Raw genomic sequence first — 22,611 nt, forward strand, 5'->3', positions numbered from 1 at the left:
CTTCTCCGACTCGATCCTCCTCGCACCACCGGCCCCCGCGACTTCTCCGACTCGATCCTCCTCGCACCACCAGCCCCCGCGACTTCTCCGACTCGATCCTCCTCGCACCACCGGCCCCCGCGACTTCTCCGACTCGATCGCCCTCGCCCCACCAGCCCCGCGCTCCGACTCGATCGCCCTCGCACGACCAGCCCCCGCGACTTCTCCGCGCCGTAGATCCTCGTCAGCGGCCGCACGTTGTCGCCGAGGCCACCATGCCCATCCGTCTGCGTTCGTTCGCCTGTCTCGCCGCGCTCGCTCTTTTCGCTGTCACAGCCGAGGCCGCCCCCGACAAGGAGCGCGAGCGCAGGGAGCCCACGAGGATGAAGGTCTACGACTTCTCCGCCGACATGATGGCTCCGGCTCCTGCCATGGGAGCCACCCCTGGTGGTGCGCAGGACATCCAGTATTTCCGCGATCGCGCCAACGCCGGCGAGATCCCGCACCCCAACACGTTCACGCCCGAGGGTTTGTTCAGCGAGCACGATCTGCCGCTCGCGGCCGGGCGCACCTGCGATCAGCTCCTCTGTACCGTCGGGGAGGCCACCGGAGCCGCCTTGCTCGCCCAGCCCGACGTGCAGTACCTCGCCCAGCTCGGCTTCAGCTCCGGCCTCGATCCGCGGACCTTCAAGCGGTCGCCGCTCAACCTCGTCGCCGTCATCGACAAGTCCGGATCGATGTCGGGCCAGCCGCTCGATCTCGTGCGCGAGAGTCTCTATCGGGTCCTCGATCAGCTCGGGCCTGACGATCAGCTCTCGATCGTCCTCTACGGCGACCGCGCGCACGTCCATTTGGCGCCCACGTCGGCCCGGGACAAGCGGGCGATCGCCGCACAGATCGCCGGCATCGAGAGCGCGGGTTCGACGGCCATGGAGGAGGGCTTGCGGGTCGGGTATGAGCTCGCGCAGCGCAGCGGCAAGGGTTTCAAGGGCACCACCCGCGTCATGTTGTTCACCGACGAGCGGCCCAACGTCGGCGCCACCGACAAGCAGAGCTTCATGGGCATGGCGCGGGACGCCTCGCACGGCGGCATCGGCCTGACCACTGTCGGCGTCGGCGTGCAGTTCGGTGCCGAGCTTGCCACGGCGATCAGCAGCGTGCGGGGCGGCAACCTGTTCTTCTTCCCTGACGCCGCGCGCATGACCCGGGTCTTCCGCGAGGAGTTCGACACCATGGTCACCGAGCTCGCCCACGACTTGAAGCTCGAGGTGAAGCCGGCCGCCGGCCTCAAGATCGCCGGCGTGTACGGGATCCCCGGCAAGGCGATCGAGTGGGCGCCGGGCGGAGCGATCCGGCTCAGCGTCGAGACCATCTTCCTCAGCCGCAAGAAGGGGGCCATCTTCGTCGGCTTCGGGCCTGCCGATCGCAACCTGCCCACGCCGAAGCAGGTCGTCGATCGGCCGCTCGGTCAGATCAGCCTGGCCTACACCGAGGTCGCGGCCGGCAAGCCGCGCAGCTCTGCGGTCGACCTGGTCTACAAGCCAGGTGCCAGCGCCAGCGTCGGGCTCGTGCGCGGCGCGCGGCTCGTCGATCAGGCCACCACCCTCGCCAGGGCGGCCGCCCTGCACCACGAGAAGAACGACCAGGAGGGCGCCTATCAGCTCGTGCACGCCCTCGCCTCGCTCTACCGCCAGGATCGCGACCCCGATCTCGCCGAGGAGCGCACGCTCGTGTTCGCCCTCGAGCGGACCCTCGCCAGGCTGTCCGGACACGCCGGCGAGCCGGCCTTGGCGAGCCCGAGCGTCGATCGCGTCAGCGGCTTGCCGACCACGCCTGCGCCGTCGCGTGCGTCCGTCGTCTCGAGCGGGCCGCGCAACAACCTCCTCGACCGCATCGACGGCCCGTGAGCTGCGCTGCCGCGTTTGCCCTGCGGGGCGCGCGGCGCTACCCTGCGCGGGTGTCGTCGCGCGCCGCGATCATCAACCTCCTCCTGGCGTTTTCGGCGCCGCTCGCCTGCACCGGCGCCGGCGAGGCGCAATCCTCTTCGGACATGTCCGCAAAGACACCTCCGCCTGCTGCCGCCGACGGCGGCGCGCTCGAAGGGTTCCCGCTGTCGCGCCTGCGCTTCGACCACAACCCGGTCGTGCCGCTCGAGCTACCCACGCCGCTGGTCGAGGCCGACCTGAAGGCGCGGGGCGTGCAGAGCCACCGGCTGTTCACGGCCACCAGCCCGCAGGTGTGGTTGCTCGTGTTCGAGTTCGCCGACCAGAGCGCCATGTTCGCCGCGCTGCAGGACCCGCGCCTGCTCCTGCCCGGCGAGCCGCCCTACTACACCGCCTCCGCCTTCACCGGCCGCTGGTTGCTCGTCACCGGCTTCCCCTCGGAGAAGCCCGTCTCCCCGGAGATGGAGGCCGCGCGGACCATCTTCCTCGAGCGCTGGGCCGGCCAGGAGTGAGCGGTTCGGCGGCGAGCGCCGCGGGCCTCAGAAGCGCAGGACGAAGCCGCCCGGGCCTGCTTGAAGCGCGACCTGTCGCTGCTTCTGGTGGCGGTGCAGTCGCACGCCGAACACGATCGCCGGGATCGTCGTCACCACCGACGCCGGGAGCACCGTCATCGCCGTGAAGAACCGGCCGTAGCCCTCGCCGCAGCCGAAATCCGGGTCGGGGTCGCGGCACACCGACGGGGCGAACAGCGCCAGCAGCCCGGTGCCCAGCAGCGCGACCGCCAGCCCCGCCGACACGCCCGTCTGGATCTGCAGCTTGCGGCGCTTGGCCGACCACTTCTGATAGATCTCGTCGGTCGACGCCGGCGCGAGCGTGGGCGTCGGCATCATCGTCGCCGGTCCGGCCATCGGATCGCCGAGCTCGTTCGCCGGAGCGAGGGGCGCGGCCGCGGCGACCTCGGGCAGCAACGCGCCGAGCACGACCGCGCACACCAGGTCGCGCCACCCGCGTCGGCGCCTGTCCCTTCGGTCAGAGCACTTTCCCCGCATTGGGCCGGCGGCCCGACGCCGCGTCTCCGTGCCCACCGCGGTCGACGGCGCCAGTCGCTCGCACGCGTCATTGCTCGTCCAGGTCTTCGAAGTCGCGGCCATCATCGTGTCTCCGGACCTGGAGTCGCCGACGACGGGAGAAAAATTGCGACCGCGCGAATTTCTTCTGTCCGCCCGCCGATCGACCGATCGCGCGAGGACCGACGTGGTGGGGCTCATCGGCCACAAGAACGCCGCCCGGTCCCCTGTCCTTCAGACACCCCCTCGTGTCTCTGCACCTGTCCGTTCGGACACACGAGGATCGGCCTGTCCTTTCAGACAGGCCGCCGCCGAGCGCTTCAGCCGAGGATCACGCGCACCGAGCTGATCAGCCCGCGCAGGGCCGTGACCACCTCTTCGGTCGTCTCGCCCTTGACGATCGCGTAGCCCTCGCCCTCGTAGCCGGACGCGCGCGGCTGGCCGATCTGCGGCAGCTTGCGGTCGACCACCCACGTTCCGGCGCGCTCCTGGGCCTCGGCCAGGCCCTCGACCGCGCGGACCACCTGGCCCGGGCCCTGTCCGCGGAAGAACGCCGCCCCGGCGGCGAACTGGCGCGGCGGCGCCTCGAAGCGGTCGAACACCATCAGCTCGGCCCACTTCTGCCACATGTCGACCCCGTGACACAGGCCCATCATCGGCATCAGGTGCACGCCGGGCGGGCGCGCGGCCACCTCGCTGATCACCATCGAGCCGTCGGCGCGCAGGAACCACTCCATGTGGGTCAGCGCCGTGCCGACGCCGAGGGCCTGCAGCGCGCGGATGTTGAGGGCCCGGAACGTCTGCGCGTGCGGCTGCAGCTGCTCGCGGGGCAGCAGCACGCAGTACTGGATCCACGGGTTCTCGAGCACCGACAGCGGGCCCGGGAGGTAGTAGCTCGACGAGTGCCACACCGGCTTGCCGTCGATCGTGATCGTCTCGAACGTGTGCTCCTCGCCGCGCACGAACTCCTCGGCCTGCGCCGGGTTCGACGGCGTCACGAACAGGTCGGCCAGCGCCGCCGCCAGCGACTCGTCGTCGGCGGCGCGGACCGTCGCGCGCGAGCCGAGCCCGGCCGGGGGCTTGAGCACGATCGGGTAGCCGACCTCGCGGACGAACTTGCGCGCGTCCTCGGCCGAGCCGATGAGCGCCTGCCTGGCCACCGGCAGCCCCGCCTCGCGCAGCTTCGCCTTCATGCGGTTCTTCTCGCGGAAGTTGCGGGCGATCGTCTCCGTCATCCCCGGGATCCCGAGCTTGTCGCGGGCCACCGCCAGCGGGATCTGCATCTGCTCGAGGAACCCGATCAGGCGATCGACGCGGCCCCAACCGGCCTGGAACGCCTTGCCGGCGGCGACCAGCTGCTCCGCGTCCAGGCAGTCGCGGACCTGGTAGTGCCCGACGACGCGGCCGCGGTAGCGCTCCGGCAGGGTCGACTCGGGCTCGTGGGTGATGAGGCCGATCCGGACATCGGCCAGCGACGCCAGCGCGTCGAGGCACTGCAGGATGTTGGCGCTGTAGTACGGGGCGACGTAGAGGACGTGGACGGGCATGCGCGGCCGCGATCATGCCAGATCCGCCGTCACCCGGCGACGCGGATCCCCGGCGCGCCCCGGCGATCCTGCGCCCGCAGACGACGGCCGGGGTGCGCCCTGACATGCCCGGGGGGACAGCCTCGCCAGCCGGCGCCGACGCCGATCGGCCAGCCCGGCGGAGCGATCCGCGGCCCGCATCGTCGCTTCCAAGCCCGGGCGTTACGGGTTCACCCCGCTCGACCCATGTCCTCACGGACAAGTAAATCGCGCGACCGGGAGCAATGACCTGTCCTCGCAAACATGCCCATACAGCCATGGCCTCATGGACATGTCCCTGCGAACAGCCTCAGCCCAGCTCGCCGCGATCGATCCGCTCGAGCGCCGCCTCGGCCGCCGCCGACTCGGCCGCGCGCAGGTTCGGGCCCTCGCCCTCGGCCAGCGTCACGATCAGGCCGTCGGGACATGCGACCTCCGCCCGCACTCGCCAGTGCGAGCGCTCGTGCGGCGGTCGGTCGCCGAGGGGCACGTAGATCGGCGGCCGGCGCCAGCGCGCCTGGGCCCACTCCTGCAGGCGAGCCTTGGCCGGCTTGCCGTCGTCGGGGCGCAGGCCGGCGAGGCGCGGCCCCAGCAGCGCCAGGAACACGGCACCCGCGGTCGCCAGCGGATCGCGCCCGGCTCCGCGCGCGTCGAGGAACGCCGCGCCGAGCACCGCCTCGGCGGCGTCGGCCAGCGAGCCGTCGTGCTCGCGCAGCTCGGCCTGCCGGTGCGCCACCCACAGCACCGGCCCGAGCTCGACGTTGCGGGCCGCCTCGGCCAGCGCCGGCGCGGACACCATGCTCGCGCGCAGGCGCGTGAGCACGCCCTCGGGCAGGTCGGGGAAGCGGCGCCACAGCGCCTCGGTCGCCAGCAAGGCCAGCACCGAGTCGCCGAAGAACTCGAGGCACGCGTTGCTCGGCCAGCCGGCGCGGGGGTGCTCGTTGACCCACGTCGGATGCGTCAGCGCCACGCGCAGCAGCGCCGGGCGGGCGAACGCGTAGCCGAGGCGCTCCTGCAGCGGCATCAGGCGGGCTTCGTTGTCGGGCCAGGTCGGCGAGCCGCGGCGATCCGGCAGATCTTCCAACAACTCCGTCATCCGCTCGCCTCCGCGATCCAGCCGCCGCCGAGCACCCGGTCGCCGTCGTACACCACGGCCGCCTGCCCCGGCGCGGCCGCCTGGACCGGCTCGACGAAGCGGACGCGCGCGCGGCCGCCGTCGAGCTCGAGCTCCGCCGGCGCCGGCTTGCCGCGGTGGCGGATCTGCACCGACGCGCGCAGCGCCTCGCGCTCGCCGAGCGGCGCCAGGCGGCGGAAATCGTCGAGCACCAGCGCGTGCGTCTGCAACGATCCTGCGTCGCCGACCACCACCTGGCGGCGCTCCGGGATCACGCGCAGCACGTAGCGAGGCGACGAGCCCGGGATCCGCAGCCCGCGGCGCTGGCCGATCGTCACGCGATGGATCCCCGCGTGCGCGCCGAGCACTCGCCCCTCGGCGTCGACGACCTCGCCGGGCGCCAGCTCGCCGGCGTCGAGGCCCAGCGCCGCCGCGCGCGCCTCGACCACCTCACCGTGATCGCGCCCGCCGACGAAGCAAAGCTCCTGGCTGTCGGGCGTGTCGGCGCTCGGTAGCCCGAGCGCGCGGGCGCGCTCCCGGACATGTTCCTTGTGCCATGTCCCGAGAGGAAACCGGACCCCCGCCAGCAGCGCCGGCGGCACCGCGAACAGGAAGTAGCTCTGGTCCTTCGCCTCGTCGACCGCCCGCAGCAGCGCCCCGCCCTCCAGGCGCGCGTAGTGGCCGGTCGCCAGCGCCTCGGCCCCGAGCGCGCGGGCGCGGGCCACCAGCGGGCCGAACTTCACGTGCTCGTTGCAGCGGACGCACGGGTTGGGCGTGCGGCCGCCGGCGTACTCGCGGGCGAAGTCGTCGATCACGTGGGTCGAGAAGCGCTCCTGCTCGTCGACCGTGTAGTGCGAGATCCCGAGCAGCGCACACACGTCGCGCGCCTGATCGATCTCCGCCGGCGAGCAGCACGAGCCGCCGCGGCCCTGGCGTTCGTGGCCGCTGGCGTCGTAGAGGCGCATCGTCAGGCCGACCACCTCGTGGCCTTGCTCGACCAGCAGCGCCGCCGCCACCGACGAGTCGACCCCGCCGGACATGGCGCAGACGATCCTCACGGCGTCACCTCGCGCCAGTCGCCGCCGCCCTCGGCGCCGCGGACGCGCGCGATCGCCTCGGGCAGCGCGGCCAGCAGCGCGTCGACGTCGTCCTCCGTGTTGCCGACCCCGAACGAGATCCGCAGCGCCGAGCGGGCCGCGGCCGGCGCCAGCCCGAGCGCCAGCAGCACCGGCGACGGCTCCGGCGTGCCCGAGCTGCAGGCCGCGCCGTACGACACCGCGATCCCGGCGAGGTCGAGGTTCATCGCCAGTAGCTGCGCGTCGCAGCCGTGGAAGCCGGCGCTGACGGTGTTGCCGACCCGGCGCTCGCGGTCGCCGTGGACTGTCACGTCGGACATGTTCGAAAGGCCAGCTCGCAACCGGTCGGCGAGCGCGGCCACGTGGGTGTGGCGCGCCGCCAGCTCGGTCGCGGCCAGCTGAGCCGCGAGGCCGAAGCCGGCGATGGTGGCGACCGGTTCGGTGCCGGCCCGGCGCCCGCGCTCTTGCTGGCCGCCGAGGAGCAGCGGGTCGAGCGCCAGCCGGCGGCGGTGGACCAGCGCGCCAGCCCCCTTCGGGCCGTAGATCTTGTGGCTGCTGACGCTGAGCAGGTCGAGATCCCAGGCGTGAAAGTCGAGCGGCAGCTTGCCGAACGCCTGGACCGCGTCGCAGTGGAACAGCGCGTGCGGCGCGAGTTCGCGCACGACGCGGACCAGCGAGGGGATGTCGTAGGCGTTGCCGAGCACGTGATTTGCGGCAGCGAGCGAGACAACTCCGGTCTCCGGGTTCTCCCGGAGGGCGGCGCGCAGCGCGTCGGCCTCGATCCGTCCGGCGGCGTCGACCGCGACCAGCGCCAGCGGATGGCCTTCCCGGGTCAGGCGACGCGCCGCGGCCAGCACCGCCGGGTGCTCGAGCGGCGAGGTCAGCACCCCTGCGGGGCGTCCGGCGGCCCGCAGCGCCCGCGCCGCCCCGAGCAGCGCCAGGTTGTCGGCCTCGGTGCCCCCGGACGTGAACGTGACCTCGAGCGCCTCGGCGCCGAGCGCCCGAGCGACCGCCCGGCGCGCCTGCTCGACGACGGCCCGGGCGCGCTGCCCGGTGCTGTGTACGCTGGCCGGGTTCCCCTGAAGGAGGGGATCGGCCAAGGCGGCGATAACAGCGTCCCGCACCCGGGCATCGAGGGGTGTCGTGGCGTTGTGGTCGAGGTAGCGCACCCACGGCGGCTATAGCACGAGGCCCGGCGCGTGCGGCCCGTTTACGCCGGCTTGTTGACGCGACGGGCTCCGGCGTTGAATCATCACAGCGCGTGAGTCTCCTCGGGACCATGATGGTGAGAGCGGGCCTGCTCTCCGACGAGCAGTTAGCCGCGGTACAGGCCACGAGCGCCGAGCGCAAGCTCTCCTTCGTCGAAGCACTGCTTTCGCACAGCTTCGCCGATGAAGACAGCGTCGTCGGTTTCCTTCACAGCAAGCTGATGATCCCCAAGGTGGGCGCCAGCATCCTCGACGGTGTCGACCGCGTCGCGCTCGATCGGATCCCGGGCGACCTGGCCGCGCGCCACGCCGTCCTGCCGATCTCGAGCGACGAGACCGGCAACCTCACCCTGGCGATGGTCGACCCGACCGACATGAAAGCGGTCGACGCCATCTCCGCGCACACCGGCGCGTACCTGGTCCGCGCGGTCGCTCCGCTGCGAGTCATCCGCTCCGCGATCGCCCACCACTACGGCATCCCCGCGCCGATCCTGCCCTCGCTGCAGGCGACCCAGCCGGCCCCCGCGGTCGGCAAGGGCGGCTCCGTACCTGTCTCGAGCGCCAGCTCGAGTCGCCCCGCCCCGGCCGCCGTGATCACCGTCCCCACGGTGAGTCCGCCGACGATCGCCGCGCCGAGCGTCGGCCCGCCCAACGGCGCGCCGGTCGTCACGCCGCCGGTCGTCGAGCCCGCGCCGGCCAGCGCTCCCGCGGGGACCGGCCACCGTCCCTCGGCGCCGAGCGGCGCCGCGATCCGCCCCGCCGCCGTGCTCCAGCCCTCGGCCGTGCTCATGCCCGGCGCCCCGCGGCCCGCGGCCGTGCTCCCGGCCGCCGCCTTCGCGCCCTCGCCGTACGGCATCCCGGCCCAGCCGGCCGCCCCCGTGAGCCCGCCGGTGGTCGCCGCACCTGTCGCGGCGCCCACGGTACCTGTCCCTCCGGTCAGCCCGCCCTCCGGCGCCGTCACCCAGACCCAGGGCTCCGCGAGCCTCGCCGCGGCGGTCGTCGCTCCCGCGGTCCCCGCCCCCGCCGGCAACGCCGCGAGCCTTCAGCCGCCGCCCGCCGCCGCGCCCGGGGCACCTGTCCCTCCGGCCAGCCCGCCCGCCGGCACCACGACCCAGCCGTTCGCCTCCTCGAGCGTCGTCCAGCCGCCCGTCGCTGCACCTGTCCCTTCGGTCAGCCCGCCCGCCGGCAGCGCCACCCAGGCGTTCGCTTCGGGCGTCCTGAGCGGTGCGGCCGCGCCCGCGGTCGCGCCGGCCACACCTGTCTCTTCGGCCAGCACGACGCCGGCCGCGGCGCCCGACGCGGCGAAACCGTCGTCGGCGCAGACCGTCCCGGTGTTCTCCGGCGCCATGGCCACCTTGCGCCCGGCCGAGGAGGTCGACAGCTCGCGCGGGCACACCGAGCCCGGCAACGACGACGCCGCCGACACGCTCGCCGGCGGGGCGCGGCCGTCCGACGACCTCGACATCCCGCTCGACGATCTCGAGACCAGCGATCGCGACGGTGGTTCCGCCGCCGATTCGGGGATCCAGCGCAACTTCGACGCCGCCAAGACGCAGACCTGGATCCCGCCCAGCTTCACCGCGGCCAACGAGATCATCCCGCTCTCGCCCGAGGCGTTCCACCGTCTGCTGCCGCGCTTCGCCACCGTCAAGTCGCGCGACGAGGTCACCGACCTGCTGCTCGATTTCCTCGCCGAGGGCTTCTCGCGGGTCATCATGTTCGTCCACGTCAAGGGCGAGATCCGCGGCCGTGACGCGCGCGGCGAGGACCTCCTGGTCGAGGCCGTGCGCCAGATCCGGATCCCCGCCGGCGGCCCCTCGGTGTTCTCCGGCGTGATCGAGCGCCGCGCCCCCTACTTCGGCTCGATGCGCACCGACACCCCGATCGACGCCGCGTTCTTCTCGGCGCTCGGCGGCGTCGAGGGCGTCATCCTCGTGCTCCCGGTCCTCCTGCGCGACAAGGTCCCGCTGATCGTGTTCGCCTCGGGATCGAGCAACCCGGTCGACCCACGCAGCCTGCACGAGCTGACCCACGAGGTCGCCGCCGCGCTCGAGCGCATCATCGTGCTCGAGAAGGCGCGCGGCAAGTGATCCGCTGAACGCGTGGCCCGAGGGACATGTCCCGAAGGCCACGCACCCGCCGTGTCCGGGCCCGACGCCTGTCCGTTCGGACCTGTCTCTTCGGACCTATCCGTTCAGACCTGTTCGATCGGACCTATTCGTTCGGACCTGTCCCATCGAGCGAGCGCGCATCGCCCCGGGACGGACAGGCTCCGTCCCGCGAGCGAACCCTTCGGTCGCCCGACCTGCCCGCTCACACGAGGGGCTTGCCGACGCGCGCGCAGTGGCCGAGGTGGGCCTTCAGGTACTTGCTCGGCAGCTCGCGGGCCAGGTGCCCGCCGAGGCGGGCGCTGATGGCGACCAGGCGATCGAGGTCGATGCCGGTGCGCGCGCCCATCCCGTGCAGCATGTACACCACGTCCTCGGTCGACACGTTGCCCGAGGCGCCCGGCGCGTAGGGGCAGCCGCCGAGCCCGCCGATGGCGGAGTCGACGGTGCGGATCCCGAGCTGCAGCGCGACCGTGATGTTGGCCAGCGCCGTGCCGCGCGTGTCGTGGAAGTGCACCGCCAGCTGATCGAGGCGGATGCCCGCGCGCAGCAGGCCGTCGAGGATGAACTCGACCTGGCGCGGCGTGCCGACGCCGATCGTGTCGCCGAGGCTCAGCTCGTAGCAGCCCATCTCGAGCAGACTCGCGCCGACCCGCAGCACCTGCTCGAACGGCACCTCGCCCTCATAGGGGCAGCCGTAGACCGTGCTGACGTAGCCGCGCACGGTCATCCCGCGCGCGCGCGCCTCGGTCACCACCTCGCGGTAGGTCGCCAGCGCCTCTTCCGTGGTCTTGTTGATGTTCTTGCGGTTGTGCGTCTGCGACGCCGCCATGAACACCGCGATCTCTTGCATGCCCGCGCGCGAGGCCGCGTCGAGCCCGCGCAGGTTCGGCACCAGCGCGCTGTACGTGACCCCAGGCTTGCGACGGATCCGGGTCGCGACCTCCATGTGATCGGCGAGCGCCGGGATCCAGCGCGGGTTGACGAAGCTCGTCACCTCGATGCGCTTGATGCCGGCGTCGACCAGACCCTCGATCATCTCGATCTTGCGGTCGGCCGACAGGATCGTCGCCTCGTTCTGCAGCCCGTCGCGCGGCCCGACCTCGTAGATCGACACCTCGGCCGGCATCGACCCGAACAGCCGCGTCGGTTCGACAGTGTCGGTTCCGGAGGGTCGTGCGGACGAATCAGTCACTGGCCTTGCTCCCGGGCGCCTCGGGGCGCAAAAGCTCGAAGCGATCCGACGTGCGAGTGTACGCGATCCCGCCGAGGCGACCGATCGACCGCAATTCAGCCGGGTCGATCGGCAGCAGACGGCCTCGCGCGTCGCGCCGCAGCAGTTCGCTGGCGACGGCGAAATGCAGCACCTCGGCCACCACCAGCGTGGTCGAAGGCTTGCCGGGGGCGCCGACCCCCAGCGGCAGCGCGTGGACGAGCTTGCACTCGAGACAGGCGAGCGCACCCGCCACGCGAGGAGGCGCAACGACCGCAGCCGGCTCGGCCGCGATTCCGCACGCCTCCCACTCCGAGGTCTCCGGCGGAAACGCCGCCGACGTCGCGTTCATCGCCGCCGCGTGCGCGTCGGTGACGTGGTTGATCACCATCTCCCGCGTCGCCAGCACGTTCGCCAGCGTGTCCTTCATCCGCCCGTCGGGCCACCAGGCGACGCTGAACACGACCATCGGCGGGCGCGAGCAGACCGCCTGGTAGTAGCTGAACGGCGCCAGGTTGCGGCGGCCGTCGCTGCTCACGCTCGACACCCACGCGATCGGCCGCGGCGCGACCAGGTCGGTCATCAACCGGTAGGTCTCGGCGACGCCGAGGTTCGGCGCGGGGATCTCGGTGTGGACGGAGATGCTCTTCTAGTTAGCAGAAAAGCGCGCCCGTCTTGCGCGGCAGATCCGTCTGGACCCTCACATCGTCGCGCTCGCCGGTCACCTGACCGAAGGGACAGACTCCGCCGCCCCGCGCACGAAGCCTCGCCCGTCGTCCTCGACCGTGCGGAACACCACCAGCATCCCGCGGTTCGACATCGTGTAGAAGCGCCTCAGTTCGCCGTCGTAGACCGGCGGACCGGAGATCCCGCTGCCGGTGTTGAGGTTGGCGAGGTACTCGCCGGTCTCGACGTCGTAGGCGAGCAGGCCGTCGTCGGAGTGCGCCACGAAGGCGATGTCGCCGACGACCAGCGGCGTCTGCACGAAGCCCGGGTTGAGCTGCTGCCGCCAGCGCACGCGTCCGCCGTGCTCGAGCGCGAACACGCCTTCGAGCGCCGAGGCCACGATCATGAGCCCGCGCGGTCCCGCGACCACCGTGCCCGCCCCGCGCAGCGGCCGATACCAGCGCTCGAGCCCGTCGGCCAGCGCCAGCCCGTACACGCCGGTGCTCTGCCCGGTGACCACCAGCTCGCCGCGGTCGAGGAGGATGAGCGGAGTGCCGTCGGAGTCGACGAAGTCGCCGCCCGCCGGCGGCGCCGCGTTCGCCAGCCACAGCGGCTCACCCGACTGCGCTCCGATCGCCGCGACCTTGCCGTTGCTGAAGCCCGTGAAAATTGTCCCGGCCGGCGGCGTGCTCGGGCCTGCCTCTGCGGCGCCGCTCGCCGGAGCCGCGCCGCCCTCGCCCGAATTCACCGGCTCGACCGGCGCGCCCGCCGAGCCCGACTTCGCCGGTTCACTCGCCGCGGCCGAGCTCGACTTCGCCGGTTCACTCCCCGCGGCCGAGCCCGACTTCGCCGGTTCACTCGCCGCGGCCGAGCCCGACGGCGCCGGCTCGCGCTCCACCGCCTCGGCGGGTTCGATGTCGCCGTCGCCGGTCTCGCCGCCCTCGCCCTCCTCGCCCGGCATCACTTCGGCCGCGATCCTGCTCGCGTCCGCAGCCGGCTCGATGGTCTGCGCCACCACGCCCTCGCCCTCGAGGTACGAAAGCCCCGCGTGCCCGTGGACCGTGAACTCGGTCGGGTACGGCTGCTCGTACTGCCAGCGCCACGCGCCGGTCTTCAGCTCGAGCGCGAACACCTGGTCGCGCGAGTTGACGACGAACACCGTGCCCCCGCGGATGAGCGGCTCGTTGCGGACGGTCCCGAGCGTCGCGTAGCTCCAGCGCGTCTTGCGGGTCTCGAGCTCGATCGCCAGCAGGTCGCCGTTGTCGGTCCCGAGCAGCATCAGTTCGCCGTCGGGCGACAGCTTCGGCACGCTCGAGATGGCCCCGGGGAACTGCTGCTCCCACGCGACCTCGCCGGTCTCCATCGACAGCGCCAGCAGCGAGCCCCCGCGCGTGCCGACGTAGATCAGGCGTCGCCCCGGATCGGGCGCCACCCCGGCGAACTCGTCGGGGTTGAGCACGCCGTAGTCGTGCAGCGCGATCTGCTGCACGCGCGCCAGCTCGAGGTTCGCGCGCGCCCCGGGCGACAGCTCCGGGTGCGGCATCACCGTGCGGGCCTCGCCCGCACATGCCCCCAAGGACATGGCCAGGGTGACATGTCCCCAAAGACAGCAGGCGAGGACCGGGCGGCTCACGGGGTCGGTGCTCCTGGGGGGGCGTCCATCACCTGGATCGGCGACTCGGGCGCGGGCTCGCCGGCGAGCGCCTTGGGATCGAGCTCCTCGAGCCGCTTGCGCACCTCGTTCTGGGCGATCGACGGCTGCTGCAGCGGGTACTCGGCGATGTACTGGCGGTACACCTCGAGCGCCGCCTCCGTCTTGCCCTGACGCTCGAGGATCCGGCCCTTCTGCCACAGCGCCATGTCGCGGTAGAACGCGCCCTTCTGCCCGGCCAGCGTCTCGAGCTCCGCGAGCGCGCCGTCGAGGTCGTTCTGGGCCTCGCGCGCGAACGCCAGCCCCTCGCGGGCCGAGAAGATAAGCGGATGCCCTGCCCCGGCCTTGCCGAGGAACTCGCGGTACAGCGCCTCGGCGCCGGCCGGGTCGCCCGCGCGGAGCAACCCGGTGGCGCGCACCAGCGTGCCGGCCAGCGCCGCGTCGCTCCCGGCCGCCGACGCGTCGAGCCCGTCGAGCGCCTTGTTGACCGCCGCGGTCCGCTCCGCCTCGTCCTTGACGATCGGCGCGACCGGCTTGCCCTTGTTGGCCCCGAGCAGCAGCGCCGGATCGCCGACCTCGGCCTCCGACTCGTAGCGCGCCGCCGTGGCCAGCTGGCGCGTCGCCTGGGCCGACGCCGTCTGCCGGCTGTTGTAGACGACGATGATGCCGACGAGCACCGCCAGCACCGCGATCACGCCGCCGATCACCAGCGGTCCGCGAGCCCTCGCGGTGCGACCTGCTTGCTTCACGCCGGTGACGAAAGCGTCCTCCTGCGGGCCGGCGTCACCACCACGGCGCTTGCTGCGGCTGTGGTCCCACGTCGGCAGCTCCATGCGCACGTTCTGCCCGGTCGCCGGCGCCTTGTCTTCTTCGCTCACCGGGGCTGTCTACCGGGCCCCCGCGGCTTTGTCCACCGGGCCCGCCGCGGCCCGCCCTGCGCCCACGCCGGACCACCTTGGACCGCGCCGCCGCGCTCCGCGCCGGTCCTGCGGCCGCCTCAGCGGGTCATGCCACGGGCCAGGCCGCTCGCGCGATTTGCGCAGATCCTCGGAGCCGTGGATCGCCGCCCGCCTGGCGGTCCCTGGCACGCGATCCGCTCCCGACCCTCGCCCGGCTGCTCCGTCGGATCATCGTTTCAACCATGCGCAGGACGGGAGCGGTGCGCTCTCGGCATGTCCCATGGAACATGTCCTCAAGACCACAAGATGCGGGCCGCCGCCCACCGATCCTGTGGGCGAGGAATCCTGGCGATGTCTCCCAGATCCCGCCCCGCCCGGGCCCGGAACGGGCGTCGCTCGCTCGGCCTCGTGGTACGATGGTCGTGTGGCGGACCTCGACATTCGTGCGCAGGATCCGGACAACTCGGGCCTCGTGCTGGTCGGCATCCTCTTCGTGCTCGTCGGCGTGCCTGGCCTGCTTTACTCCGCGTTTCAGGCCCCCGGCCGCTTCCCGCTGGCAGAGCAGGCCGGCCTCCTGTTCGAGCTGGGCTTCGCCCTCATCGGGCTCGCCGCGCTGGCGATCGGCTTCTCCTCTTACGACCTGCGCCGCGAGCCGCAGGAGGACGGCAGCTTGCGCCTCGCCTGTCGCGGCACCGCCGGCCTCGGCGTCGTCTTCCTCGGGTTCGTCGCCGCCACCGCCTCGTTCAGCGTCGCCGTCGCCGGCCTCACGTGGAGCAGCTGGCCGCTGCTGGTGTGCGCGCTGCTCGCGATCCCCGCCTTCGTGCGCCAGTCCCTGTCGTACTGCACCCACCTCTCGCTGCACCTCAGTCCCGGCGAGCCGCGGCCCGGGCAAGCGCTCACCGTGCGCTGGCGCGTGTCGGCGCCCGCGCGGGTCCACGACGCCCGCGCCGTGCTGATCGCCGAGGAGCGCGCCGAGCACCTGTACCGCCGTGACGCGCGCATCGAGGTCAAGCGCGTGCACGAGCTCCGCGTCGGCGCCGACGACGTGGCCACGCTCCCGGCCGGCGCCGTCCCCACGCTGCTCCTCGGCCCGCACACCATCGCCTGGCGGCTCGAGTTCGCGGCCGATCTGTCTTTCGGGCCAGGTTTTTCCATGACCCTCCCCTTGCTCGTCCGCGGCGCCCAGGCCGGCGACGCGCCCCCGCGCGACGACGCCCCGCAGCTCGCGTCGCCGGCTCGTCACGAGCCCGCGCTCACGCTCCAGGGCGGGCACCGCGAGTTCGCCCCCGGCGACGCGATCGCCGGCGAGATCACCTGGGAGCGGGCCAGCGCGCCTGTCCGGGCCACGCTGCGCCTCGTCTGGCAGTCGCGGGCCGCGCTCGACCCTGGCGAGCGACGGGAGGTCGTGCGCAGGATCTCCGTGTCCCGCCTGCCCCAGGTCGCCGCGCACGGCAGCGACGACCCGTATCGCGGCGCCGGCGAGAGCGAGGAGACCGGCGTCGCCCTGGCCGCCGGCGAGCGCCGCCGCTTCCGCCTCGTCGCGCCCGAGGCCCCTCCGAGCTACCGCGGCGCCCTGTTCCACATCGACTGGTGGCTCGAGCTCGAGGTCGACGACGACGCGCCCATCCGCGTCCCCCTCGTCGTCGGCCCCGGGCGCGCCGCCCTCACCTGCGCGGTCGAGCTCGCGGCACAGCCTGTCGCACGAGACATGTCCACTCCATCAGCTCGGCCGTCTCCCTAGCGCAGCGCCCAACATGTCGCGAAGCCCGGGACCTCGACTCCTGAGCGGCCAGCCGGCAAGCCCGCGCGGCCGATGACGCGGTCGGAGGCGCAGCCCCGGTCCCGCCACCGCCGAGCTCCCGCCGCGCAGTCAGCTCGACGCCGACGTGTAGCCGCGGATCGCCCGCAGCCAGGTCCAGCGCGCCAGCGTCAGCAGCGTCGCGCTCACGGCCACCAGCTGCCCGACTGTCCCCCAGGACAGGCGCCCCAGCAGCGCCTCCGCCGGGTAGCTGGTCATCACCAGCAGCGGGATGACGAACGTGAACAGCGCCCGCAGCAGCGGCGGGAACACCTGCGCCGGCCAGCGGCCGAAGTCCATCAGCGCCTCCATCACGTGCGTCAGCGACTGCAGCTGCAGCGCCCGGAACGACGCGCACAGCACCAGCACTCCGAACGCGTACAGCGCGATCAGGCCCGCCGCCCCGGTCACGAGCCCTGCCAGCACCCCCGTCGCCGTCACCGGCACCGCGCCGAGCGACAGCCCCGCGATCACCAGCGCCGCGCCGCCGAGCACCTCGACCAGGTGCCACGGCCGGAACGCGCACGTCAGGCACAGCAGCAACCCGTCGGCCGGGCGCAGCAGCACGTAGTCGAGGGTCCCCTTGAGGATGTGCGTCATGCTCTCGCGCAGCGCCGGCTGCAGCAGCGCCGTGAACAGCCCCGACAGCATCGTGAAGCAGCCGGTCAGCACCACCAGATCCCAGCGGCCCCAGCCCTCGACCGCGCCGAGGTGGTCGACCGCGACGAACAGCGGGGCGATGCCGAGCACGCTCCACAACAGGCCCAGGAGCCCCTCCGTCCAGAACCCGAGCCGGTACTGCAGCGCGGTCAGCGTGCTCATCTCGAGCTGGGCCGCCACCAGGCGCACATAGAACAGGACGCGAGGGACATGTCGCGATGGACCTGCCCGATCCGACATGTCCCCGAGCGCCCTCACGTCCCCACCGCCTCGTACGTCCGCACCCCGCGGCGCCACAGCCACGCCCCCAGCGCGCCGAACCCGGCCGCCCACAGCGCCTGCAGCGCGAGCCCCTGCGTCACCGCGGCTCCGGTCGCGCGCCCGATCGCCAGCTCGACCGGGAAGCCCAGCGACGCGTGGAACGGCAGCGCGCGCACCACCTCCGCCAGCCCCGCGGGGTACAGGCTGGTCGGCACCGCCGCCCCGGACAGCACCAGGTACAGCCCCAGCCACACCTCGAACAGCGCCGTCGACTCCGTGACCCAGAACGCCAGGCAGCCGATGCACACGTGGACCCCGAGGTTGAGCAACCACGCCAGCGCCAGCGACAGCCCGAACAGCGCCAGCGAGCCCGGGCTCGGCCACCCGAGGCTCCCGGCCAGCACCAGCACCACGACCCCGATCGGCAGCGCCAGCGCGACCCGGATCGGCAGCGCGGCCAGGTTCTGGATCGCGTGGTACAGCATCGGCGACATCGGCCGCATCAGCAGCGTGTTGAGGTCCCCGCTGCGGATCTGCGCCGACAGCTCCCACACCACCCAGCTGGCCGTGAACTGGCGGATGAGGAACGCCGCCACGAAGTACGCCACGAAGTCCGGCCGCGCGTAGTCGCCGACCGGCCCCGACGCCGCCAGCCCCGACCACAGCGCCAGCGACACCAGCGGGAACGTCGTCGTCAGCACCCACATCAGCATCGACACCCGGTACGCGATCGCCTCCGCCAGGCTGATCCGCCACACCGCCGCGCTCACCCGCCCGAGTCGAGCTGCCCGCTGGGACATGCTCCATCGCACATGTCCCTCTGGTCCTGCTCCTTCGCGCATGCCCGATCGCTCAGCCGACCTCGGCCGCCTCCTCCTCGCGCCCGAACAGCGCCCGCATCACCTCCTCGAGCGGCGCGTCGTGGACCGCCAGGTCCTGCGCCTCCGGCAGCGCCACCAGCGCCTGCACCACCGCCGGCACGCGCTCCGGCTCGACGTCGAGCACCAGGCGCGAGCCCTCGCACAGCACGACCCGCCCGAGCGCCGCGGGCTCGGCCGGCAGCGTCGCCGCCCGCACCGACACCCGGCGCAGCGGGCGGATCTGCCGCCGCAGCGCCTCGATGCTGCCGTCGAAGCGCAGCCGGCCCTCGTCGATCACGAGGATCCGCGGGCACAGCGCCGCCACGTCTTCCATGTAGTGCGAGGTCAAGATCACCGTCGCCCCGTGCTCGGCGTTGTAGCGGCGGATGAACTCGCGGATCCCGAGCTGCATCGACACGTCGAGGCCGATCGTCGGCTCGTCGAGGAACAGCACCTGCGGCCCGTGCAGCAGCGCCGCCACCAGCTCGCACTTCATCCGCTCGCCGAGGCTGAGCTGCCGCACCGGCCGGCGCATCACCTCGCCCACGTCCAGCAGCGCCGTCAGCTCGTCGAGCCGCCGCCGGTACTGCGCCGGCTCGATCTCGTAGACCACGCGGTTGAACTCGAAGTTGTCGATCGCCGGCAGGTCCCAGCTGAGCTGCCGCTTCTGGCCCATCACCAGGCTGACGCGGCGCAGGAACTCCGGCCGCCGGTCGCTCGGCGTGAACCCGGCCACCTCGACGCGCCCCGCCGACGGCACGATGAGGCCCGCCAGCATCTTCAGCGTCGTCGTCTTGCCGGCCCCGTTGGGCCCGAGGAAGCCCACCCGCTCGCCCGGCGCCAGCGAGAACTCGAGCCCCTGCACCGCCTCGACCACGCGGAACTCCCGCCGCACCAGCGCCCGCAGCGCGGCGCGCAGCCCCGCCTCGCGTCGCGGCACCGAGAAGCGCTTGCGCAGCCCCTCGACCCGCACCATCGGCGCGCTCATGGCTTGCCTCGGCGCTGGACCTGTCGCAGCGGCACGAACGTGCCGAGCTTCGTGCACGCGTTGAGGCCGAAGCTGCGGCACACGTCGGGGCGGGCCACGTGCACCGTGCAGCCGGCCGAGAAGAAGCGGCACGGCCGATCGCCGAGCGTGAGGTAGCCCGCCAGATCGTCCGGTTCGTCCTCGCCACCTTGCGTCGGATACAGGCCCAGGCCGCGGAGCGTCGTGCCGACGTGGCGCGCCAGGCGGCGTGCGTCCGAGCGGGTGATCGGCACGCGGAGGCTGGTGCAACACGTCCCCTGGCAGCTGTGACACAGCGTCAGCGCCCGTGTGACGGCCCCGGATTCCGGATCCACCGAGCTCTGCTCTGTCAGCGCCGTGACCGAGATCTTCGCCACGCGCATGCGATTGGCCAGGCGCTGGAGCGCGACCAGGGGCACGTGGCCGACGTTCAGGTTCATCAAGGGCCCGAGGGGGTCGCGCGACCGCGGCATCGTCGGGGGCTGTAGCGCACCTTGGAGCGCGACGCGAGCGTCGCCGCCACGCGCCCCCGGCCCGCTCGCGGATGCGCGCGGACTTGCTCCGGTGGGCGTCCCTGGCTAATCTCCCTCACCGATCGCAATCTCAGGCATCGTGGGAGCCGCTCCCACGGTCGAGGAGGCCGCCCCGTGACGTTCAATCAGCAACAGCAGCCGTATTACGCCGACACCGCCACTCCCCAGGCCGCCCTCGCGGGCCGCGCCAAGTTCATCGAGCGCACGTACATCCACCTCGCCGGCGCGATCGCCCTGTTCGTCGCCCTCGAGGCCGTGCTCCTCAACTCGCCGGCGTCCAAGATGGCACTCCAGATGATGAGCAGCTCCACCAGCTGGCTCATCGTCCTCGGCCTGTTCATGCTGGTCGGCACCGTCGCCACCCACATGGCCCAGGCGGCGCGCTCGAAGCCGATGCAGTACCTCGGCCTCGGCCTCTACGTCGTCCTCGAGGCGATCATCTTCCTCCCGCTGCTGCTCATCGCCAGTTACTTCAGCGGCCCGGAGAACAACATCATCCTCACCGCCGGCGTCACCACGCTGGCGACCTTCGCCGCGCTCACGGGCATCGTCCTCGCCACCAAGCGCGACTTCTCGTGGATGCGGTCGGCGCTGATGATCGTCAGCTTCGGCGTCTTCGGCCTGATCATCGCCAGCCTGCTGTTCGGGTTCACCCTCGGGCTCGGCTTCACGATCGGCATGATCATCCTGGCCGCCTGCTACATCCTCTACGACACCTCGAACGTGGTGCATCACTACGAAGAGGACCAGTACGTCTCGGCCGCGTTGGCGCTGTTCGCCTCGGTCGCGCTGATGTTCTGGTACGTCCTGCGCCTCCTCATCTCGCTCAACCGCGAGTAGGCCGCACGCGCAGCGGCGCCTGAGCGGGCGCGGGTGACCCCCGCGCCCGTTTCGCTTTCTCGGCCCGGACCTCGCGGGCATCCGGCCGCGCCTCGCTCGCCGCGGCGACTCACTTCTTCGCGCTCAAGCCGCGGCGTCGCAGCCGCTACAATCACCGCCGCGTGTCCCGCCTCCTCGTCGCCTTCGCCGCGCTCACCGTCTCGGCCTGCTCCGGGCCTCCTCCGGCGGCCTCGTTCGTCACCCCGCCGGCCGCCGTCGTGCAGCTCCCCGCCGTCGCCCAGCCGGGCCGCGATCCGCACTCCTTCGCCCGCCCGGACGAGGTCCGCGTCGACGCCGTCGACCTCGACCTCACCGTCGACTTCACCGCCCACGTCCTCCACGGCAGCGTCACGCACCGGCTCACGCGCACCGTCGCCGACGCCCCGCTCGTGCTCGACACGCGCGACCTCACCATCGAGCGCGTCGAGGCGCGCCTGCCCGAAGGGACCGACTGGATCGCCGCCACCCACGCCCTCGGCGGCGCGCACCCGATCCTCGGCCGGGCGCTCACCGTCGACCTCCCGCCCGGCGCCGACCAGGTGCGCGTCCACTACCGCACCAGCCCCGCCAGCACCGGCCTGCAGTGGTTGGCGCCCGAGCAGACCAGCGATCGCGCCGGTGAGTTCCTCTACAGCCAGTCGCAGGCGATCCACGCCCGCTCGTGGGTCCCGTGCCAGGACAGCCCCGGGATCCGCGCCACCGTCGCCGCCAGGATCGCCGCGCCCGCGCCCTACCGCGCCGTCATGGCCGCCGAGGAGCTGTCCTCAGAGCCAGGTCCTGACGGACATGTCCTGAGGACCTTCAAACTCGATCAGCCGATCCCCGCCTACCTGCTGGCGCTGGCGGTCGGCCGGCTCGAGTCGGTCCAGCTCGGCCCGCGCACCGCCGTGTGGGCCGAGCCCGGCGTGCTCCCGCGCGCGCGCTCCGAGTTCGCCGACCTCGAGGCCATGCTGAGCGCCGCCGAGGCGGCCGTCGGGCCCTACCGGTGGGGCCGCTACGAGGTCCTCGTGCTCCCGGCCGCCTTCCCGTTCGGCGGCATGGAGAACCCGCGGGTCACCTTCGTCACCCCGACGATCCTCGCCGGCGATCGCTCGCTCGTGTCGCTGATCGCCCACGAGCTGGCCCACTCCTGGTCGGGCAACCTCGTCACCAACGCCACCTGGCGCGACTTCTGGCTCAACGAGGGGTTCACGACGTACGTCGAGCGGCGCATCCTCGAGGCCATCTACGGCCGCGAGCGCGCCGAGGTCGAGGCCGCGCTCGGCCGGGAGCACCTCGAGATCGAGCTCGCGGACATGGCCGATCGGCCAGGCGACCAGATCCTCCACCTCGACCTCGCCGGCCGCGATCCGGACGACGGCGTCAGCGACATCGCCTACGAGAAAGGCGCCCTGTTCCTGCGCCGCCTCGAGGAGGCGTACGGCCGCGACGCCTTCGATCCGTTCGTGCGCGCATGGTTCGATCGCCACGCCTTCACGGGTCAGACCACCGAGGCCTTCCGCGCCTTCCTGACCGCCGAGCTCACGGCCCCGCTGCTCCCCGGCCAGACCGCCCCCGACATCGATCGCTGGCTCGAGGCGCCCGGCCTGCCCGACGACGCCCCGCGTCCGCAGGCGGCCAGCCTCACGCTGGCCGCCGACGCCGCCCGCGAGTTCGCGGCCGGGCGCAAGGTCGACGTCCAGAGTTTCTCCCCGCTGCAGTGGATCCACTTCCTGCGCGCCCTGCCGTTGACCGCCGGGCCGCGCCCGGCCGCCGCGATCCTCGCCGAACTCGACGCCGCCCATCACCTCACCGCCACCGCCAACGCCGAGGTCCTCAGTGAGTGGTTGATCCTCGCGGCGCGGTACGGCCACCGCCCGGCCGACGCGCGGATCCGCGAGTTTCTCACCGGCGTGGGCCGCCGCAAGTACGTCCTGCCGATCTACGACGCCTTGCTGGCCACCCCCCAGGGCGCCGCGCTGGCCCGCGAGATCTTCGCCGTCGCCCGCCCCGGCTACCACGCGATCACCCGCGGCAGCCTCGACGCCCTGCTCGGCGTCCCGTGAGCGGGCCATGGCCTGTCCCTCGGGACAGGTCGATCTCGGCGCAAAAAAAAGCGCGCGTCAGTTGTCTGACGCGCGCCGCG

At 72.7% G+C, this 22,611-nt stretch carries 19 protein-coding genes; 6 read left to right on the plus strand and 13 right to left on the minus strand.

Going from position 1 to position 22,611, the window contains the following annotated elements:
• Positions 1-362: 362 nt before the first annotated feature.
• A complete protein-coding gene (locus tag K7C98_RS18675) occupies positions 363-1,886 on the plus strand; it encodes a vWA domain-containing protein (protein WP_224193040.1) in 1,524 nt (507 codons plus the stop codon).
• A gap of 50 nt (positions 1,887-1,936) precedes the next feature.
• Complete coding sequence (locus K7C98_RS18680) at positions 1,937-2,434, plus strand: hypothetical protein (RefSeq protein WP_224193041.1); 498 nt, start codon at positions 1,937-1,939, stop codon at positions 2,432-2,434.
• A gap of 27 nt (positions 2,435-2,461) precedes the next feature.
• Here K7C98_RS18680 and K7C98_RS18685 read toward each other — a convergent pair whose 3' ends face one another.
• The 5 genes from K7C98_RS18685 to K7C98_RS18705 all read right to left on the minus strand — a co-directional run bounded on the left by K7C98_RS18685 (position 2,462) and on the right by K7C98_RS18705 (position 7,913).
• Positions 2,462-2,902: a hypothetical protein gene (locus K7C98_RS18685; RefSeq protein WP_224193042.1), complete on the minus strand. Its 441-nt coding sequence runs from the start codon at positions 2,900-2,902 to the stop codon at positions 2,462-2,464.
• A gap of 407 nt (positions 2,903-3,309) precedes the next feature.
• Positions 3,310-4,536 (minus strand): ATP-grasp domain-containing protein, encoded by a 1,227-nt coding sequence (locus tag K7C98_RS18690; RefSeq protein WP_224193043.1) that lies wholly within the window; start codon positions 4,534-4,536, stop codon positions 3,310-3,312.
• 328 nt (positions 4,537-4,864) lie between these two features.
• Positions 4,865-5,650: a ribonuclease III family protein gene (locus tag K7C98_RS18695; RefSeq protein ID WP_224193044.1), complete on the minus strand. Its 786-nt coding sequence runs from the start codon at positions 5,648-5,650 to the stop codon at positions 4,865-4,867.
• A complete protein-coding gene (gene mnmA, locus K7C98_RS18700; RefSeq protein ID WP_224193045.1) occupies positions 5,647-6,726 on the minus strand; it encodes a tRNA 2-thiouridine(34) synthase MnmA in 1,080 nt (359 codons plus the stop codon). Before mnmA ends, K7C98_RS18695 begins: the two co-directional genes overlap by 4 nt.
• The gene (locus tag K7C98_RS18705; RefSeq protein ID WP_224193046.1) at positions 6,723-7,913 is read right to left on the minus strand and encodes a cysteine desulfurase family protein; all 1,191 of its coding nucleotides are present in this window, start codon (positions 7,911-7,913) and stop codon (positions 6,723-6,725) included. Before K7C98_RS18705 ends, mnmA begins: the two co-directional genes overlap by 4 nt.
• A 92-nt stretch (positions 7,914-8,005) precedes the next feature.
• On the opposite strand from K7C98_RS18705, the gene K7C98_RS18710 reads away from it, so the two are divergent.
• Complete coding sequence (locus tag K7C98_RS18710) at positions 8,006-10,042, plus strand: hypothetical protein (RefSeq protein ID WP_224193047.1); 2,037 nt, start codon at positions 8,006-8,008, stop codon at positions 10,040-10,042.
• 223 nt (positions 10,043-10,265) lie between these two features.
• Here K7C98_RS18710 and K7C98_RS18715 read toward each other — a convergent pair whose 3' ends face one another.
• The 4 genes from K7C98_RS18715 to K7C98_RS18730 all read right to left on the minus strand — a co-directional run bounded on the left by K7C98_RS18715 (position 10,266) and on the right by K7C98_RS18730 (position 14,468).
• The gene (locus K7C98_RS18715) at positions 10,266-11,189 is read right to left on the minus strand and encodes a hydroxymethylglutaryl-CoA lyase (protein ID WP_224193048.1); all 924 of its coding nucleotides are present in this window, start codon (positions 11,187-11,189) and stop codon (positions 10,266-10,268) included.
• A 58-nt stretch (positions 11,190-11,247) separates the two neighbouring features.
• Positions 11,248-11,856 (minus strand): flavin reductase family protein, encoded by a 609-nt coding sequence (locus K7C98_RS18720; RefSeq protein WP_224193049.1) that lies wholly within the window; start codon positions 11,854-11,856, stop codon positions 11,248-11,250.
• Positions 11,857-11,994: 138 nt separating this feature from the next.
• The gene (locus K7C98_RS18725) at positions 11,995-13,572 is read right to left on the minus strand and encodes a PQQ-binding-like beta-propeller repeat protein (protein ID WP_224193050.1); all 1,578 of its coding nucleotides are present in this window, start codon (positions 13,570-13,572) and stop codon (positions 11,995-11,997) included.
• Complete coding sequence (locus K7C98_RS18730) at positions 13,569-14,468, minus strand: tetratricopeptide repeat protein (protein ID WP_224193051.1); 900 nt, start codon at positions 14,466-14,468, stop codon at positions 13,569-13,571. Before K7C98_RS18730 ends, K7C98_RS18725 begins: the two co-directional genes overlap by 4 nt.
• Positions 14,469-14,913: 445 nt before the next feature.
• Here K7C98_RS18730 and K7C98_RS18735 point away from each other — a divergent pair, with 445 nt between their 5' ends.
• Positions 14,914-16,230 carry a hypothetical protein gene (locus tag K7C98_RS18735; RefSeq protein ID WP_224193052.1) on the plus strand — a complete coding sequence of 439 codons (1,317 nt, stop codon included), beginning with the start codon at positions 14,914-14,916 and terminating at the stop codon, positions 16,228-16,230.
• 129 nt (positions 16,231-16,359) lie between these two features.
• On the opposite strand, the gene K7C98_RS18740 is transcribed toward K7C98_RS18735, so the two are convergent.
• From K7C98_RS18740 to K7C98_RS18755, 4 genes are all read right to left on the minus strand, one after another.
• Positions 16,360-17,127: an ABC transporter permease gene (locus K7C98_RS18740; RefSeq protein ID WP_224193053.1), complete on the minus strand. Its 768-nt coding sequence runs from the start codon at positions 17,125-17,127 to the stop codon at positions 16,360-16,362.
• A 74-nt stretch (positions 17,128-17,201) separates the two neighbouring features.
• Positions 17,202-18,008, minus strand: coding sequence for an ABC transporter permease (locus K7C98_RS18745; RefSeq protein ID WP_224193054.1), 807 nt, complete (start codon positions 18,006-18,008; stop codon positions 17,202-17,204).
• A 52-nt stretch (positions 18,009-18,060) separates the two neighbouring features.
• On the minus strand, positions 18,061-19,044 hold the full coding sequence (locus K7C98_RS18750) for an ABC transporter ATP-binding protein (protein ID WP_224193066.1): 984 nt from the start codon (positions 19,042-19,044) through the stop codon (positions 18,061-18,063).
• Between the two features lie 8 nt (positions 19,045-19,052).
• A complete protein-coding gene (locus tag K7C98_RS18755) occupies positions 19,053-19,547 on the minus strand; it encodes a YkgJ family cysteine cluster protein (protein ID WP_224193055.1) in 495 nt (164 codons plus the stop codon).
• Between the two features lie 174 nt (positions 19,548-19,721).
• Between K7C98_RS18755 and K7C98_RS18760 the strand changes: the two genes are divergently transcribed.
• Together K7C98_RS18760 and K7C98_RS44870 are read left to right on the plus strand one after the other, a co-directional pair.
• Positions 19,722-20,447, plus strand: coding sequence for a Bax inhibitor-1/YccA family protein (locus K7C98_RS18760; RefSeq protein WP_224193056.1), 726 nt, complete (start codon positions 19,722-19,724; stop codon positions 20,445-20,447).
• A 161-nt stretch (positions 20,448-20,608) separates the two neighbouring features.
• Complete coding sequence (locus K7C98_RS44870; RefSeq protein WP_224193057.1) at positions 20,609-22,531, plus strand: M1 family metallopeptidase; 1,923 nt, start codon at positions 20,609-20,611, stop codon at positions 22,529-22,531.
• Positions 22,532-22,611 lie beyond the last annotated feature (80 nt).

It is taken from the genome of Nannocystis pusilla (genome assembly GCF_020073745.1).
Lineage (GTDB): Bacteria > Myxococcota_A > Polyangia > Nannocystales > Nannocystaceae > Nannocystis > Nannocystis radixulma.

Bases quoted from the DNA above. Each gene is read 5' to 3' on its own strand.
- K7C98_RS18750 (WP_224193066.1), bottom strand. From the start codon at position 19,044: ATGGTGCGGGTCGAGGGGCTGCGCAAGCGCTTCTCGGTGCCGCGACGC.
- K7C98_RS18690 (WP_224193043.1), bottom strand. From the start codon at position 4,536: ATGCCCGTCCACGTCCTCTACGTCGCCCCGTACTACAGCGCCAACATC.
- K7C98_RS18755 (WP_224193055.1), bottom strand. From the start codon at position 19,547: ATGCCGCGGTCGCGCGACCCCCTCGGGCCCTTGATGAACCTGAACGTC.
- K7C98_RS18715 (WP_224193048.1), bottom strand. From the start codon at position 11,189: ATGCCGGCCGAGGTGTCGATCTACGAGGTCGGGCCGCGCGACGGGCTG.
- K7C98_RS18720 (WP_224193049.1), bottom strand. From the start codon at position 11,856: ATGACCGACCTGGTCGCGCCGCGGCCGATCGCGTGGGTGTCGAGCGTG.
- K7C98_RS18695 (WP_224193044.1), bottom strand. From the start codon at position 5,650: ATGACGGAGTTGTTGGAAGATCTGCCGGATCGCCGCGGCTCGCCGACC.
- K7C98_RS18745 (WP_224193054.1), bottom strand. From the start codon at position 18,008: ATGTCCCAGCGGGCAGCTCGACTCGGGCGGGTGAGCGCGGCGGTGTGG.
- K7C98_RS18675 (WP_224193040.1), top strand. From the start codon at position 363: ATGAAGGTCTACGACTTCTCCGCCGACATGATGGCTCCGGCTCCTGCC.